This window comes from Mucilaginibacter phenanthrenivorans (assembly GCF_024721155.1).
Taxonomy (GTDB): domain Bacteria; phylum Bacteroidota; class Bacteroidia; order Sphingobacteriales; family Sphingobacteriaceae; genus Mucilaginibacter; species Mucilaginibacter phenanthrenivorans.
Genome location: NZ_JAHVAP010000018.1, coordinates 102,624 through 120,919, shown reverse-complemented (window position 1 = coordinate 120,919; position 18,296 = coordinate 102,624). Strand labels below are relative to the sequence as shown.

Sequence of the window (18,296 nt, the reverse complement as noted above, 5' to 3'; positions counted from 1 at the left end):
TTGATCTATTCGCTCCTTTTTGACAATCTTACTTTGACACTACGCCAAATTTTTTATTCCGGGTATCTAACACAAGTATACTGTTCAAAAACAATTTATTACCCGTCATGCCGCCAATTCCCATCTTCATCATTTGCTGGATCTGTGTATCGCTGGCGCCTTCTATATAGGTGGCAAATTTGACAGGCAGTTTGCACGATGCAATTACCAGGCTATCTGCAGTTGCAACAGTATTTGCAGTAAGCATTCTACCCCACGATTTTACCGGGTAGGATACCGGAATTGCATTTGGTGCAGCAAGTGCGGCGCAGGTTTCCTTACTGGTTAGCAGTTCAAAAGCGCTTGAGCCGGTATCAAAATACAGCAACGACTGCTTGCCCCTTACAAGCGCCGGCAAAAGAATGCTACCCTGTATAAACATAAAGGAGGAGAGTTTAACCTTTGCGTTGATGCCCGGTGGGATTGAATCACATACCTCGAGCTGCCTCTCCGGGTAATTTATGATTACTGTTTTGTTGGCGATCAGATCAACACCCAATGTGCCTATTACCACCGTGTTTTTATTATCCCAACTGATGTTGGAATCTCCAAAATCCTTTACACTGATCTCTTGGGTTGATACCTTTTGATTCGCTAACAAAAACGTAAGGCCATGTATTTTTGAGGAAGTATCAATAGCCGGAACACTGTTAAAATACTTTGCCTTAATGGCCTTTAGCCCGTTTTTATAAAAAAGGGTATGTGGTGCCCCCATATCAAACTGCATATAAAACTGTTTAGGGCAGCCCGGAAGGTGAACGGGAATTAACAAGGCCGAATAAGGCTCCCATTTTGCATTAACGGTATCACCAAGCCAGGTGAAATTAATTTTATAAGCTGCGGCCGGCTGTTGCAGCGAGCCGGCTGACTGAGCCCGGGCATTATCGAAATAAAAACATAAAACGATAATAATACAGGCAAATAGTTTTGTTTTAAGGGTGGTTAGTGGGTGCATGGCATAAATGATTTGGGTCAAAAGTAGCCCCCGGCCATGTCATTTATACCCGACATTTACACGGCATTCGCACGCTAATTGAATGAAAGCGTTTGGGATTTTCGCAAGAAGCTGAAAATGATGATCGCGTTTACGAAGTACATGGTAAAAAACGGGATGAAGTAACTGATAAAGTGTGGATTCGCCAGGTAGACCTTTTGAAGAAAATTAACCAGCAGCACCACCAGGAAAAATAACATAGTGGCAATTATCCAGTAAATTTGTGTGCGGATCACCCTTCTTGCAAACTGCCGTACTTCGGCATTTTGCTCCTTCCGTTTGTTTAATAACCACGATGGAATTAAAAAATGGATATAAGGCAGCAACAGGTACGAAAAACAGGAAACACACAGCAGCATTAAAAAATGTTTGGTTTCCGCAGTATCGCCATCAACAGCCCCCGGGGAAAGTTCTTCCAACGACAGACCCAAAGCTTCGGCCAAAGCCTTAAGTGTATATTTTCGTGGTGCACTTTCGCCGCTTTCAATTCTTTGAATGGTTCGCACACTAACCTTCACCAAACCTGCCAGTTCATCTTGCGTTATTCCTTTTTTGCTCCTGGCAACAGCTATCTTTTGGCTAAGTGTCATACACAATAAATATAAAAAATGCGCCTGTATTTTACAACAGCACGCATTAAATATTGACCGGAAACTTTACAATTACTCGCTCCTCAAACTCCTTACCGGGTTTGCAATAGCCGCCTTTATGGCCTGGAAGCTAACGGTGAGTAACGTTATAACCATAGCACCAACACCCGCCCCGGCGAAGATCCACCATGAAAGATCAGTACGGTACTGGTATTTTTGCAGCCAGTTATACATAAAGTAAAATGCCAACGGCGTTGCTATTAAAATTGAGGCGATCACCAGCATCACAAAATCCTTCGACAGCATACCCCATAGATTTAATACCGATGCACCAAGGATTTTGCGGACACCGATTTCTTTGGTGCGTTGCTCGGCTACAAACGAAGCCAGTCCGAATAAACCCAGGCAGCTGATCAGGATAGCCAGTATGGCAAAAAATCCTGATAGTTTACCAACCCGTTCCTCGGCGGCAAATTTGGCGGCATAGTCATCATCCACAAATTTGTATTCAAACGGTGCCGCCGGGATCAATTTTTTAAAGACCGATTCTATCTTCGGAAGAGCGGCAGCAGTACTTACATGCGGGTTTATTTTAATGAAAATCCAGTTTTTTGAATCGTCGGGCGACAGGAAGAAAATTGTAGGGTAAGCCGGCTCAAAGGGTGAATTCATTACCATGTCTTTTATCACCCCTAATATTTTAAAGTTTTTGGTTTTATACCTGTCCCACTGCATGGTTTGCCCAACCGGGTTTTTCAGCCGCATGTATTTAACGGCGGCTTCGTTTATCACAAAGCCCGTAGAATCGTTCAGCGTTCTTGAAAAATCGCGCCCGTCTAAAAACTTCCAGCCTATGGTTTTACCATATTCGTGGGTAACTGACAGTGTTCCGAACTGATCTTTAAAGTCCGGATCCTTCCCTTTCCAGTTAAAGCCGCCGTTGCCTGAATCTATCCCGGTAATTGCGCTGGCGGATTCAGCAATTTCCGTAACCGCACCTGTCGCTTTTAGCTCATTCATCAGCAGGTCGTATTTACCCTGGAAATCAGGCGTGGCCATAGGCACAGCAAGCAAGCCTTCACGGGTGTAGCCAACCGGACGATTTTTGGCAAACTGAATTTGTTTATAAACTATCACTGTTCCTATTATCAATGCTATTGAAACAGTAAACTGTACCGTAACCAGCACCTTACGCGGAACCGCAGCAAAACGACCCGCCCTGAAGGTTCCCTTCAACACCTTAACCGGGTTGAATGAAGATAGGTAAAGCGCAGGATAGCTGCCGGCAATCAGCCCGGTAAAGAATGTAAAGGTAATGCCGCCGAGCCAGAAGAACGGGTTAGCCCACAGTACGCCCAATGTTTTGCCCGCCACGTTATTGAACCACGGCAAAATAAGCACTACCAGCAAAATGGCCAGTAAAAAAGCCACAAAGGTTACCAGTAGCGATTCTGCAAAGAACTGGTAAATGAGCTGTCCCCGTACTGAGCCTACCGCTTTACGAATGCCTACTTCCTTTGCACGTTTTTCAGACCGCGCCGTGCTCAGGTTCATGAAGTTGATGCAGGCCAGCAACAATACAAAAATGCCTATTGTGCCATAAAACCAAATGGCCTGCATTTGCCCACTTTCCAAACTCTCGCCGGCGTTGCCGAAGTTTGAGTACAGGTGCCATTTGCTCATGGGGTGCACAAAAATCGATGGGGTGGCGGCGGCCTCTTCGGGGCCAACATGCGGCGTTTTGATATTTTTAATCTTGGCTGAGATCCTGTCAAAGTTGCTGTTGGGCGATAGCTGTACAAAAATATTTACCCAGTTGTTACCCCAGTCGTGCGACTTTTTAGCAACCCAGGTATTTGCGCTGGCATATAGGTCCCAGGTAGAAAAGAAAGTGATGTTATTGAGATCAGTATTGCGCGGAAAATCTTCATAAACACCGGTGACTTTTACGTTCATGTTGTTATCCATCTTCAACACCTTGTTGATCGGATCGGCATCTCCAAATAATTTTTTTGCCAATGATTCACCTATCAGTATCGAGTTAAGATCATTTAGACCCTCATTGCTGCCCTTCAGTATTTTCAGGCTGAACATTGCTACACCTTCGGGCTGCATAAACTTACCCGATTGCCTGAATTTATTATCACCAAAGGCAAGAACATGATCTTCGGGCTGGGTTGAAAGAATAACCGATTTAAAATCCTGTTTATAAACCGATTGCAGCGCTGTCCCCAATGGCATTGGCTCCGATGTACGGGCGCCGGTGGCCAATTTCCACTTGGTCATCACTTGTCCAATCCGGTCGTAATTCTGAAAATACTTATTGAATGCCAATTCATCATGGATCCATAAGCCAATCAATATGGCAACCGCCATACCTACGGCCAGACCGCCAACATTTATAAAAGACGAAATGCCATTTTTAACGAGGTTACGCCAGGCAATTTTTAGGTTGTTTTTTAACATGATGATAGCAATATTGAAGTTTATGGTCCGGTTAATTATTCTATATGACGCAGTTACCAGCACCGGGTTGCACGCTATGTTATTTTTCTCAACAATAATTTCGAATAAAAAAGAGATTAGAGACCGGAGATTAGAGGTTAGGTGTTGTATTTATTAAAACGCTTCGGATTAGCGATCTGAGGTTAGCGCTGTATTTATAAAAATGCGCCCGGGATCTCACCCCGGAGCGCTTTCTCAACTAAATCCCAGATCTCATTTACAGACCTAAGCTCTTTTATGGTAATTACCGGCACACTAAGGGTGGCAGGCGATTTTCATAATCTTTAATCTCTGGCCTCTAACCTCTAATCACTCACTCCTCAAACTCCTTACCGGGTTAGCAATAGCCGCCTTAATGGCCTGGAAGCTTACTGTGAGCAGCGTAATTAAAATTGCCCCGCCACCTGCCACGGCGAAGATCCACCATGATATATTCGATCTGTATTCATAATTCTGCAGCCATTTATGCATGAAATAAAATGCAAGCGGCGAAGCAATAAGCAATGAAATAACAACAAGCAGCACAAAATCTTTTGATAACAATTGCCAAAGGTTGAATACAGAAGCGCCAAGCACTTTCCTTACGCCAATTTCCTTAACGCGCTGCTCTGCTATAAATGAGGCCATTCCAAAGATCCCCAGACACGAAATTAAAATGGCCAAAACGGCGAAGAAACCAGCAAGCTTCCCTACGCGTTCCTCCATGTCGAATTTCCTGGCGTATTCGTCATCTGCAAACTTGTATTCAAAAGGTTGCCCAGGGTTATATTGCCCATAAACTTGCCCGATTTTTTTAAGCGCCGCCTGAACACCTATACCGGGCGTCATTCTAATATTCAAAACACTCAAATGCCATGGAGCCATATAAAAAATAGTAGCTTGGGTCGGGCTGAATGGCGAATCCATCACCATATTTTTTACTACCCCTATGATATGAAAATTATAACCATACCAGTGTATCGTTTCACCAACAGGATTTTTAAAGCCCATCATTTTAGCTGCAGCCTCATTTATTACGAAGCCAAACCCGTCAGTTCCTCCCGTTCCTGATCTGTAATCTCTGCCATCTATAAACTGCCAGCCAATTGTCCGTCCATATTCTTTAGAAACACCTACCGTTGCAAAGTTTTGCGTGCCGGTTTTATCCCTTCCCTCCCAGTCAAAATTAGATTGAGAATTGTTCGTCTCAGTTACGGGCGTAGTCGACCAGGCAACGTCCGATACCGCGCCCGTATTGACCAGATCGTTGTGAAAAGCATCGAAATGATCGTAAATATTAGGAGTAAGAGTCTCAACAGTGATTAATCCCTCCCTATTGTAACCTACCGGGCGGTCTTTCGCAAATTGTATCTGCCGAAAAACGACAATAGTGCTGATGATGATCGCTATCGATACGGTAAACTGCAAAACCACCAGCACTTTCCGCGGCACAGTAGCCAGCCGACCGGCTTTGTAAGTGCCTTTTAATACTTTTACCGGTTTAAAAGACGAAAGATAAAACGCCGGGTAACTGCCGGCTATCAAACCTGCAACAAGGGTAAAGCCAAGCCCGGCAGCCCAAAACAAAGGGTTCTTAAGAGGTAGGTTCATATTTGCGCCTGCCACATCATTAAACAGTGGAAGAGCCAGGACTACCAACAGCAAAGACAGCGTGAAAGCCATAAACGCCATCAGCAATGATTCACTGAAAAATTGGTAGATCAGCTGCTTCCGCAGGGATCCAATGGCCTTTCTGATCCCCACCTCTTTGGCCCGTTTCTCGCTTTTGGCAGTTGCCAGGTTCATAAAATTGATGCAGGCCAGCAGTAGTACAAACAGCCCGATTGTACCAAAAAGCCATATATATTGGATCCGGCCGCCCACGTTTATCCCGCCCTTAAATTCAGCATATAAATGCCATTTACTCATCGGCTGAAGGAAAATAACTGGTTTAAACTTCCGCTCGGCATTATCCGATTTTACATATTTTGAATCCTTGATTTTTGCCGAGGCCTTATTGATATCAGCACCATCTGCCATCTGCACATATATTTTCCATCCGTTATTGTCCCAGTTTTGGATATTGTCCTTCACCAGCTTACCCTGTAACTCCCATGGTACAATAAATTCAAGATCGTGCAGGGTAGTATTCACTGGCAGGTCTTCATAAACACCTGTGACTTTAAGGCTCGCGGTATCATCAAATTTTATGAGTTTGTTTATAGGATCTGCATTGCCAAAAATGGCTGTTGCAACTGAATGTGATAGCAGAATGGAACGGGGATCTTTCAAACCGTTGCCCAACCCGCTCAGCATCTGCAACGAGAATAAAGAAGGTGCCTCCGCCTCCATGTAATTCCCGGTTTTTACAAAATGCTTGTTACCCGCCGCTACCAGGTGCTTTGCGGTGTTCGATGACATTACTACCTTTTTGAATTCACGCCCATAGCTTGTTCGCAATTCCTCGCCAAGCGGCATGGGAATGGTAGGTTGTGTTGATGTCTCACCGCTAAAGGTCTGGTTCTGCATTACCTGGGCAATGCTGTTAAAATTCCGGTGATACTTGTCAAACGACAATTCAGTATTGATCCAAAGCCCGATCAACAGCGTTACCGCCATTCCTGCCGATAAGCCAGTAATATTAAGCAGGGAATGCATCTTGTTTTTTTTAAGGCTGCGAAACGCGATTTTGAAATAATTTTTTAACATAAAATTGCGGTTTGATTTTTCGTAAACCCACCCAGGAGTGGCTTGTTGATACGAAATTACCGGTGCAAACTGCGTATAGCGCCCCAAGTTATAAGATGGACCTTCTTTTTTCAGATCGCTTTTATATTCTGCCGGGTTTTTCCCGGTCATTTGTTTGAAAGTCCGGTTAAAAGTGGTTTTGGAATTGAATCCCGAATCAAATGCAATCCCCAGCATGGTGATATGATCATAAGCAGGGTCCTGCATTTTCTGAACAACGTCAGCAACGCGATATTCATTAATGAAATCGTTGAAGCTTTTTTTGAGCGCGGTATTGATGATGCGGGATAGTTCATGTGGAGTCAACGCAAGCTTTTCAGAAAGTGAGCTTAGGCTTAATTCCGGATCCTGGTAATACAGATTGGCTTTGACGATCATCTTCAGCCAAATACCTTTTTGCTTTAATTCAGCCGGTAGCTTTGGTTTTGAAACATAGGTTGATTGGGTCGCCATGGCGGCTTCCGGCCTGAAAAGAGTCTGGGCCGCAATCCGGATCATCATTATCGTCAAAAGCAGATATAAAGGATAATAAGCATGGGCCCCTAATTGGTGATGATAATAAAAATAGTCCACCGCGGTATAAGGGATCCATAATAGCCACATCAGGCCGAAACCCATCAATAAGCGATGCAGCCATCGCAATTCATACCGGTACCTGTCACTCACGTCGTTAAATTTCAGCTGTTTGTAAAAGGTGTTTATTAGACTGAAAGACCAATACAAATAGGTGACGACCGAAATAAACGTCAGTAATTGTAAAACCGGGTCCAACTGATGAAAGGTTAGCGTATCATAAGTAGCCACGCCTGTCCTTATACTTTCCATAATTTGCAATACCAATGCACCTAGTTCAAGCAGCAAGGGGCTGAAATGCAGCAAATCCTTCCACCGGAACTTATATTGCGGCCGGGTAATTTTAAGCACATAGAAATAAATGAGGGGACCAAGCGTCAGCAAAAATTGCAGCGGCAGCCAGCTCCAGCGTGAAAACCAGGTGCCCAACCGGACGTCAATACCCAACACGCTGGCCATCCACAAAACCACAGTTGCCAGGGCAAGGGCCAGAAACCGGTTTGCAGCCTGATTTATCCTTTTGGTAAACCACAATTGCAGGGCAAAAGTCAACCCGATAAAGATCGTTCCCAGGAGGGCCAGGTCATACAGGCTAAAGCTAATATGGAATGTATATGGATTCAAGTAAGCAACTGCCTCAATCGCCGTTCCAAATTTCCAACTCACTGTTATATAATGAATTGCATCCTAATTTACACCAATCATTGTAACGATATTGAACATCAGGCCGTTCGGTTTTGAATTGCACACAAGAACTCAACTGCCATTGAAAACTGCTTACTCGCTCCTCAAACTATTCACCGGGTTTGCCAGTGCGGCCCTTACAGCTTTATAACCTACCGTAGCCCAACCTATTAATAACGAGGTTGCAATAGCGGCCACAAAAACCCATACACCCGGCGAAATACGATAGGCGAACGTTTGCAGCCATCCGTTCATCAGGTACCAGGCAGCGGGCGCGCCAATTGCAAATGCGAGCGCAATAAGCGCTATAAACTCTTTTGAGAACAAATAAACAATGCTCCCTACAGATGCGCCTAAAACTTTTCGGATACCTACCTCCCGGGTACGCTGCACCGCCATAAACGAAACCAGTCCGTACAAACCAAGGCAGGAAATGAAAATGGCAATCAGCGCAAATATTTTGTAGATCTGCTCCAGCTGGTTTTCCTGTTTATAAAATTTTGCTATGCTATCATCAACAAAAAAACCTGTGTAGACGTATTCAGGATAGTTGTTTTTCCAAAGGTTTTGTACTGCAGCAGCTGTCTTTGTCAGCTTTTGGCCTTCAATTTTTACAGCTATTTCCTGTTCGGATTTTTTGGCGGGGTATATCACCAGGGGTTTAATTTCCTCGCGCATGGAGTTGGTTTTAAAATCGGCTACTACGCCAACTATAGGCAGGTTTGCGTAATTGTCGAAGGTGATGGTTTTGCCCAAAGCGTCTTCCGCGCGTTTAATACCGAGTTTGTGTATAAAGGTTTCGTTAACAACCAACTGCCGTGCGGTGTCGCTGGGTTCATAGCCTTTGCCCGCTATAAACCTGAGGCCGAAAGTTTTAAAGTAATCTGCATCGGCTACTTTCATAAAGATATCAAAGCCAGGATCTTTTTCTGAATGATTGAAGAAAAAATTACTTGAATTGTTGTGCATTGACGATGGCACATCAGCCGAAAAGCTGGCCGCCCTTACACCGGGCAACGCGAGTACCTGTTGTTTAAAGCTATTCAGGCGCAATAAGCCGACGCTATCGGTAGGGCATGGTATGGCCAGCACCGCATCTTTATTAAAGCCAAGGTCGGCGTTGTTTACAAAATCCATTTGTTTAACGGCTATGGCCGTTCCGATAATCAACAATTGGGAGATAGCAAACTGGGTAATTACCAGCACCCGGCGGAGCGATATACCGCCGACGGCTGTGGAACTGATTTTATTTTTTAACGCCTGGATAGGTTTAAACCCTGATACGATGAGTGCCGGATATACCCCCGAAAGCAGTACCACTGCGCATATTACGCAAGCCAGGCAAAACAATATGCCGGGATTGAACAGGCCTATGGTATCAGGTACGCTGGCAATGTTTTTGAGTAAGGGCAAAGCCAGTTCGGCCACACATACTGCTAGTCCCGCGGACAACAGTACAATAATGGCTGTTTCGCACATCACCAGGCCCATCAATTGCCCTCGACTACTGCCAAGCACTTTGCGGATCCCTACCTCCTTCGACCGGCCCACGGATTGGGCCGTTGAAAGATTAATAAAATTGATTGACGCCATAATGATGATGAGTACTGCGATAAGCGACAAAGTGCGCAGGGTTGCCCTGCTGGTTATATGATCGCCCAGCGTACCTCCAAAATTGGTATCGAAATGGAGCTCCGGTAAGGGTTGTGCTATCGCATATCTCCTCCGGGCAGTGCGTTTGTTATTATCAAATTGTTTGGCCGAAAAGCTAAGCATTTGCCTGTCGATGGTGCTTTGCAATACATTTGCAGGAAATTTTATGTAGACCTGGCAGTCGCTGCTGGTTTCGTCCCAGGTGTGAGCGTAATTATAAGCTTTCGCATTTTGTTTCCAGGTGATATAGGAAACCAGTACCTTTAACGGAAGATCGGTATTTACAGGTGCATCCATAATTACTCCTGCTACCTTCAGCGTTACCAGGTTGTCCATCCTGAGTGTTTTGCCCATAGCGGATTGCCAATCGCCAAAATATTTTATTGCGCTGCTTTCGTCTATAACCACCATATTGGGATCTTTTAAAGCAGAGGGTCTGCCGGCGAGCCACTTTGCTGAAAAAATATCGAACAACTGCGGCTCGGCAAACATGATGCCGGCGTTTTCTACAAATTTTTTATCGCTGGCCGGGTTGCCCTTGACAGCTACAATTTGGCTGCCATAAATGGCATTGATACCGGCAACGGTGGCTTGTGGAAAATAAAGGCGAAAGGCGTCTACAGCCGGTGTAGATATACCGGCACTATACCTGATGTTGCCTTCCCGGACTTTTTTTGTAACAATGCGGTAGGTGCTTTTATAACCCGGCTGATAGGTATCAAAGCTCAATTCATATTGAACAACTACAAATATAAGCAGGCTGGCTGCAATCCCAACAATCAGCCCGGCCACGTTAATGGCAGAATAGCTTTGATGGCGAACGATATTCCGCCATGCAATTTTAAAATAGTTTTTAAACATATAATTGCGGTTTAAATTTCCGGAAGACCACTTAGGAGTGGTTTCCTGATTCGAAATTACCGCCGCAAAACGGGAATAAGGTCTCAAATGATAACTTGGGCGCTCTTTTTTCAGGTCGCTTTTGTATTCCGCCGGGCTAATCCCGGTCATTTGCCTGAAGGTGCGGTTAAAGGTTGATTTTGAATTGAAGCCCGCATCGTAGGCGATGCCCAGCAGCGTTAGCCGGTCGTAGGCCGGGTCCTGCATTTTTTGGGCTACCTCGCGGATGCGGTATTCATTAACAAAATCATTAAAGTTTTTTTTGAGCGCGATATTAATGATTCGTGATAGCTCATGGGGATGAATGTCCAGCTTTTCGGCAAGTGAGCCCAAACTTAGTTCCGCGTCCCGGTAAAACAGGCTCGCTTCCATGGCCTTCTTCAGCCAAATACCCCTTTGCTTCACCTCCGCCGGGATCGTTGGTTTTGAAACCGGAACTGCCTGAAATGGCGATGCTATTTCAGGCTTTGAATGAGCCGCAGCCGCTATCCTGATCATCATTATTGCTAAAAAGAGATACAAGGGATAATAAGCATGGATCCCTAATTGTCCACGGTAATAAAAATAATCCACAGCGGTATAAGGGATCCATAATAACAATAACAGGCCGAGCGACATCAGTAAGCGCTGCAGCCAGCGCAATTCGTACCTGTACCGATCACTCACATCATTAAATTTCAGCTGTTGGTAAAAGCGGTCTATCAGCCTGAAGGACCAATACAAATAGGTGACGACTGAAATAAACGCCAGTAATTGCAAAACCGGGTTCATCTGATGAAAAGTCAGTGTATCATAAGTAGCCCCGCCTGTCCTTATGCTCTCCCTGATCTCCAATATCAATACACCCTGCTGCAACAGTAAGGGGCCAAAATGCAGCAGATCTTTTAGGCGCAGTTTATATTCCGGCCGGGTCACTTTAAGCACATAAAAATAGATCAGCGGGCCAAGAACCAGCGAAAATTGCAGCGGCAGCCAGCTCCAGTGAGGAAGGTAAGCCGACAGCCCGGTGTCGATGCCCAATATTCTGGCTATCCACAGCATGATAATAACCAATGCCAGGGCCAAAAACCGGTTTGCGGCCCGGTTAGTCCTTTTGGTGAACCACAATTGCAAGGCAAAAGTCAACCCGATAAAGATCGTTCCCAGGAAGGCCAGGTCATAAAGGTTGATATGTAATGTATATGGATTCAAGCAGGACAGGTGCTACAATCGCCGTTCCAAATCAATAACACACTGATAAAGAAAACATTATAAAATATTTGAAATGTTTATTGTAATAAAAGCGGACGGCGTAGTGTGCGGTTGTGGTTTGCGAATGGTATCGCCTTTGTGGACAGCTTTGACCAGGATATAAAAATGCGCTCCGGATCTCACCCCGGAGCGCCTTCTCAACTAAATCCCAGATCTCACTTACAGACCTAAGCTCTTTATGGAAGTTACCTGTGCTGCCATACCGCATTTATCTTCCTAATCTCTAATCTCCGGTCTCTAACCTCTAATCACTACTCAGAACGGAGACTCTTTACCGGGTTTGCAATCGCGGCTTTTATGGATTGAAAGCTAACAGTGATTAACGCGATCAATATTGCCGCCAAACCAGCCAAAGCAAAAACCCACCACTGTACCGGTGCGTGATAGGCAAAACCCTGCAGCCATTTATACATGCCCCACCATGCAATGGGCGTGGCAATAAGGATAGCCAGGGCTACCAGCTTTACAAAATCAACCGATAACAATGTAGTAATGCCACTCACGCTAGCGCCCAGCACCTTGCGGATGCCGATCTCCTTACTGCGTTGCTCGGCCATAAACGCCGACAGCGCGAAAAGGCCCAAACAAGCGATGATAATAGCCAGTATGGCAAACGTGGTGAAAATGCGGCCCATGCGTTGCACGTCGGCATACATGCTGGCAAAGCTTTCGTCCAGGAAAGTGTAGCGGATAGGCTGGTTTGGCGCAAATGACTTCCAGGTGGCGGCAATGGCTTGCAGGGCGTTTTTCATGTCTCCGCCCCTAACTTTTATGGTAACCAGTGACGGGCTCAGGCCGAAATGCAATATTAAAGGGTCAATTCCGCGGTGCATCGAATCATAATTAAAATCGGCCACCACGCCTATCACCGTAGCTGCATTGCCGTTGGAAATGCGAGCGCCAATAGGGTGTTTAAGGTTGAGCTTTTTTGCCATCGTTTGGTTGATAATGATGGTTTTGCCTGCGGTATCGTCCGACATATCGTACGAAAAATTACGCCCCTCCACCAGTTTCATCCCCAACGTTTTAAGGTAGGTATCGTCTATCTGCCAAAGCTGGCCCTGCACGTGCGCGTCGAGTTTTTCTCTTCCCTCGATGGTAAAACCATCACCGTTGCGTTTGCTCCCGGCTTCAATTGGGAGGTAGTCGCTGATGGACGCGCTTTTTACCGACGCCAGCTTTTGCAGCTCGGTTTTAAAGCTGCGGATGTTTTTATCGCCCAGCGTATTTGTGCCCTGTACAATTACCACCTGGTCCTTATCAAACCCAACTTTTTGGTTAAGGATGTAATGTACCTGGTTATAAATAACCATAGTGCCGATGATAAGTATAATGGATGCGGTAAACTGGAACACCACCAGGCTGTTGCGTAATAATGAGCCTTTGCTGCCGGTACTGAGCGTACCCTTTAAAACCTGAACAGGTTTAAAGGCGGACAGGTAAAAGGCCGGATATAAGCCTGCAACGACGCCGACAACGATAGCCGAAACCAACACAACCGGCAGCAGCCACCACTCGCCCCACGGCATGGTTAACGATTTGGAGGCAAGCGAGTTAAAATATGGCAACAACAGCCGGGCCAGCAACAGGCCGATAACAAATGAAAGGCAACTGTACAGCAGCGACTCAATTAAAAACTGTTTAATCAGCCCGCTGCGATTGGAGCCGACTACCTTACGCAAACCAACCTCCTTAGCCCTGTTGGCTGATTTGGCGGTAGCAAGGTTTACAAAATTGATGCAGGCTATGATGAGGATAAATGCCGCAACACCACCAAACAGCCAAATAAAGCGGATATCGCCATGCTGAAGGCCATCCCGGATATCGAACGAGTAAAGATTAATATCGGTAACCGGCTGCAGCGTTATATGAATTTTGGCAGCTTCCTGTTCGGGGCTTTTTGCACCACCCTTTCTAATATTCGGCAGGAAATAGTTTTTAACCATGTCAGCCGTCATTTTCCGCTCAAAGGCTTTTCCATCTATGCCCTGTTTAAGCAGCACGTAGGTGGGATAGTTAAAATTCCCCCAGGCATTTTGCTCACCCTGCCAAAACTCCCTCCCCGATAGGGTTACCAAAAAATCGTATTGCAGGTGCGAGGTTGTTGGAAAGTTTTCTATAACCCCGCCGATAGTATAGGGTTGGGTATTATCGTTATTAAAATACATCACCTTGCCTACCGGATTTTGGCCGGGGAAATATTTATCGGCTTTCCTTTTTGTAATTACCACGGTGTGCGGACTAGCCAGCGCATGGGAGCGATCACCATAAACCATGGGTAATTTCAATAGATCCAGCATGCTTTGGTCGGCAAAGGTAATACCCTCCTCGTAGGTGTTCTGCACCTGGTCTGCGCGGCGCACTTCGGCTGTACCGGCACCCATCAGGGTATTGGGCATCAGGCGGCCGGCAAACTCAATTTGCGGGAAATCCTTCTTCAGTGTTTTAGCCATCGGTGCAGGCCATTCCGGGCCTTTGCCAACATTGCCGTTATCAGTATACACCATTACTACGCGGAAAATACGGTTTGCGTCAGGGTACGACTTATCATAACTCAGCTCGTTGCGGATATATAAGGCAATTAACAAACAGGCCGCAATGCTAAGCGCAAAGCCCCCGACCTTTATAGCCGCATACATTTTTTGTCTGCGGAGTTGCCGTACGGCGATCTTTAAATAATTTTTAAACATATAGTTGCGGTTTAAATTTCCGGAAGACCACTTAGGACTGGTTTCCTGGTTCGAAATTACCGCCGCAGAACGGGAATAAGGTCTCAAATCGCGACTTGGGCGCTCTTTTTTTAAATCGCTTTTGTATTCAGCCGGACTTTTTCCGGTCATTTGCCTGAAGATGCGGTTAAAGGTGGATTTAGAATTGAATCCGGCATCGAAGGCTATGCCCAGCAGCGTTAACCGGTCATAAGCCGGGTCCTGCATTTTACGGGACACGTCCCTGACACGGTATTCATTCACAAAATCATTGAAGTTCTTTCCCAGCGCCGTATTGATGATCCGCGACAGTTCACGGGGTTGGAGATCCAGCGCTTCGGCCAGCGAATTTATGCTGAGCTCTGCATCCTGGTAATACAGACCGGTTTCCATGGCCTTCTTGAGCCAGGCCCCCTTTTGCTTCAGTGCCGCCGGAGACAATGGTTTAAAAACAGGCAGTGCCTGGACCGCCATTCCGGCTTCCGGCCTGAAAAGAGCCTTCACCGCAATCCAGATCATCATTACTGCTAAAAGAAGATACAAAGGATAATAAGCATGGCTGTCTAAGTGGTAATAGTAACTTGCTACCGTGACGGGGATCCACAATAACCATAGCAGGCCCCAACCCATCAGCAAACGTTGCAGCCACTGCAATTCGTGCCTGTACCGGTCGCTCACATCATTAAATTTCAACTGATCGTAAAAACGTTCTATCAGCCTGAAGGACCAATACAAATACGTGGAAACCGAGACAAACGTCAACAACTGCAATACCGGGTTCAACTGATGAAATATCAGCGTATCATAAGTAGCCGCGCCGGTTCTAATACTCTCCCTGATCTCCAATATCAATACACCCTGCTGCAATAACGCGGGGCCAAAATGCAGCAGGTCTTTCCCCCGGAATTTATATTCCGGCCGGGTCACTTTAAGCACATAAAAATAGATCAAGGGGCCAAGCGCAAGCGAAAATTGCAGCGGCAGCCAGCTCCAGTGAGGGAAATACGTCCGCATCCCAATATCGATGACCACTATCCAAACTATCCACAAAACAACAGTTGCCAGGGCCAGGCCAAGAAACCGGTTTGCAGTCCGGTTGATTCTTTTGGTGAACCACAACAACAGGGCAAAATTCAGCCCAATAAAGATCGCCCCGAGAAAGGCCAGGTCATAAGGGGTGATATGGAAAGTATATGCATTCAATTGAACTATTTAAGCGCAATCGCTGTTCCAAACTTGCAACTTATTGATATACAAAAGCTTACCAAAGAATAAAACAAATGCGCTGTAACGAAAGCGGGCATCGGGGCGTACGGTTTTGGGTTAAAAGCATTCGATCCCGGTGGGCTGCAAGTGTTCCGTTTTTCCACATGGAACACCCGGAACACTTTGAAACATCCTGATTATCAGCAAACTCCATTTTCACCATTTAACCCTTTCCCATTTTTCATACCCTCCCTGTGCGCAGCAAAGGGAGGGTCGCCCAGCGAAGCGTCGGCGGGGAGGGTAAATCTGCGCCAGGACATTGGCACCAGTGCATTAACGTTAACGCCGCGCGTATATTCAACTCACCCCGGCGTTGCTGCGCTCGCCACCCCTCTCTCCTGCGGAAAGAGGGGAAAAGAATTTTTTATTTCTTTTTTTCTTTACCTCTTTACCGCTCGCGGAAGAGAGGTCGGACAGCGCAGCGTCTCCGGGTGAGTCCACCCTACGCGCGACGTTCACGCCATGCATTCACGCAATTGCATTCACGCCGACATCACCCGCCTCTCAACCTAATAACATCCCCCCCCCTCTCAAACCACTGACAAAACAGTGTCAGCACTTTAATGGCTGCAACTCCTTAAATTTGTAGTAATCCATTATCACCATGCCAACCTACCCTCCACCGGCACACTTCGGAACATCTTCCGAACGCCCGTCCTACATCGAACAATTGCGCGCCGAAAGCCGCGGACTACCGCTCCGGCAGGCCACAAAACAACGCCCCGAACGCACACGACCCACGCCCGAAGACGTTCACCGCCTGTTTACCATCGAAAAAGGTAACCGCTGGCTCGAGCTGGCCCGGCGCGAACCCGAAGCCAAAATGCTGCTTGGCGAGCTTTGGCACCAGGGCGAACTCTGCATGCTGTTTGCGGATACCAATATCGGCAAATCAATCCTCGCCGTGCAGATCGGCGAAAGCATCGCACGCGGACAAAGCCTCGCACCCTTTGCCTGCCAGGCGCCGCCCGCCCGGGTGCTCTACATCGATTTCGAGCTTGGACAAAGCCTCGCACCCTTTGCCTGCCAGGCGCCGCCCGCCCGGGTGCTCTACATCGATTTCGAGCTGAGCAAAACCCAGTTCGGCCTGCGGTACAGCCAGGGCGACGAGGATCACCAGTTTTCGGATAACTTTTTCCGGGCACAGTATAATTTCCTGCCCGATCCGCCGCCCAATGTCGACGAAAACGAGCTGCTGATTGCCGGCATTGAATATAAGATCAACCAGGTAAAGGCCTCTGTGCTCATCATCGATAACATCACCTGCCTGCGCGGCGGCACCGAAAACTCGGCGGTAGCCCTTGCGCTCATGAAAAGCCTAAAGGCGCTAAAAAACGACCACAACCTGTCTATCCTCGTACTGGCGCATACCCCAAAACGGCGCAACGCCACGCAACCCATCAGTTCCGACGACCTGCACGGCAGTAAGCTGCTCGTCAACTTTGCCGACAGCGCTTTCGCCATCGGAAAAAGCACCCTCGACAATGAGCTTTGCTACCTCAAACAGATCAAGCAGCGCAACACCCGCCAGCGCTACGGCCACGACAACGTATGCCTGTGCCGCATCCAAAAGCCCGGCGCTTTTTTGCACTTCGCGTTCGAGGGCCACAGCCCCGAACGCCTCCACCTGCTCACCCGTACCGCCACAGACCGCCTGCAGCTGGCCCGAAAAATCACCGCCCTCTCCGCCAAAGGTTTCAGCCAGCGCGACATCGCAAACCAGCTGGGCATAGGCCTGGCTACGGTAAATAGGCTGCTCAGATGTGCGGATGTGCAAATGCGTGAATGTGCGAATGAGGAAGAAGGATGTGCAGATGGGGAAGAATGTGCGGATATGCAGATGCGTGGATGTGCGAATCAGGAAGAAAAATGTGCAGATGGGGAAGAATGTGCGGATATGCGGATGCGTGAATGTGCGGATGGAGAAGTATATGCAAATGACCTAATGACCAATAACCAAAACAACCCGCCTGCAAATTCCCTCCCCCGGGAGGGCAGGGAGGGGTTAACGGACCATGCAATCCCGCCGGGGACACAGGTAGAGCATGTAACGCCCCGTGAGAATCCCAACCCCACGCGGATCCGAAAAACATCAGCAATTGATGAACTGCTCACCCCGCAACTGCTGGATCATATACTCAAGACGACGCAGGCAAACGCCCCCTCCCCCGCGCGTCATTGCGAGGAACGAAGCAACCTCTGCTAAGGACAATCAACGGACCTTTATGCTTTAGAGACTTTACAGCCGCTTGTCTTCCGCGCGTCATTGCGAGGAACGAAGCAAACTCTGCTAAGGACAATCATCGGACCTTTATGCCTTTAGAGACCTTAAAGCGGCTTGATTGGTAACCACAATACCATTGCTCCTTGATTAGCATGTGTAGAGTTTGCTTCGTTCCTCGCAAT

7 protein-coding genes are annotated in these 18,296 nt (G+C 46.9%); 1 reads left to right on the top strand and 6 read right to left on the bottom strand.

Features of this window, described 5'->3' with window-relative positions:
• Nucleotides 1–28: 28 nt before the first annotated feature.
• The 6 genes from KXD93_RS28460 to KXD93_RS28435 all read right to left on the bottom strand — a co-directional run bounded on the left by KXD93_RS28460 (nucleotide 29) and on the right by KXD93_RS28435 (nucleotide 15,827).
• On the bottom strand, nucleotides 29–994 hold the full coding sequence (locus tag KXD93_RS28460; RefSeq protein WP_258140960.1) for a hypothetical protein: 966 nt from the start codon (nucleotides 992–994) through the stop codon (nucleotides 29–31).
• A gap of 74 nt (nucleotides 995–1,068) precedes the next feature.
• Nucleotides 1,069–1,623: a helix-turn-helix domain-containing protein gene (locus KXD93_RS28455; RefSeq protein WP_258140959.1), complete on the bottom strand. Its 555-nt coding sequence runs from the start codon at nucleotides 1,621–1,623 to the stop codon at nucleotides 1,069–1,071.
• A 72-nt stretch (nucleotides 1,624–1,695) separates the two neighbouring features.
• On the bottom strand, nucleotides 1,696–4,089 hold the full coding sequence (locus KXD93_RS28450) for an ABC transporter permease (protein ID WP_258140958.1): 2,394 nt from the start codon (nucleotides 4,087–4,089) through the stop codon (nucleotides 1,696–1,698).
• 348 nt (nucleotides 4,090–4,437) lie between these two features.
• Entirely contained in the window at nucleotides 4,438–8,094 is a 3,657-nt protein-coding gene (locus KXD93_RS28445) for an ABC transporter permease (protein ID WP_258140957.1), read from the bottom strand.
• Nucleotides 8,095–8,205: 111 nt separating this feature from the next.
• Nucleotides 8,206–11,856, bottom strand: a complete 3,651-nt coding sequence (locus KXD93_RS28440; RefSeq protein ID WP_258140956.1) for an ABC transporter permease — start codon at nucleotides 11,854–11,856, stop codon at nucleotides 8,206–8,208.
• Nucleotides 11,857–12,167: 311 nt separating this feature from the next.
• Entirely contained in the window at nucleotides 12,168–15,827 is a 3,660-nt protein-coding gene (locus KXD93_RS28435; RefSeq protein ID WP_258140955.1) for an ABC transporter permease, read from the bottom strand.
• A 667-nt stretch (nucleotides 15,828–16,494) separates the two neighbouring features.
• On the opposite strand from KXD93_RS28435, the gene KXD93_RS28430 reads away from it, so the two are divergent.
• Nucleotides 16,495–18,096, top strand: coding sequence for an AAA family ATPase (locus KXD93_RS28430; RefSeq protein ID WP_258140954.1), 1,602 nt, complete (start codon nucleotides 16,495–16,497; stop codon nucleotides 18,094–18,096).
• The last annotated feature ends 200 nt before the right edge of the window (nucleotides 18,097–18,296 follow it).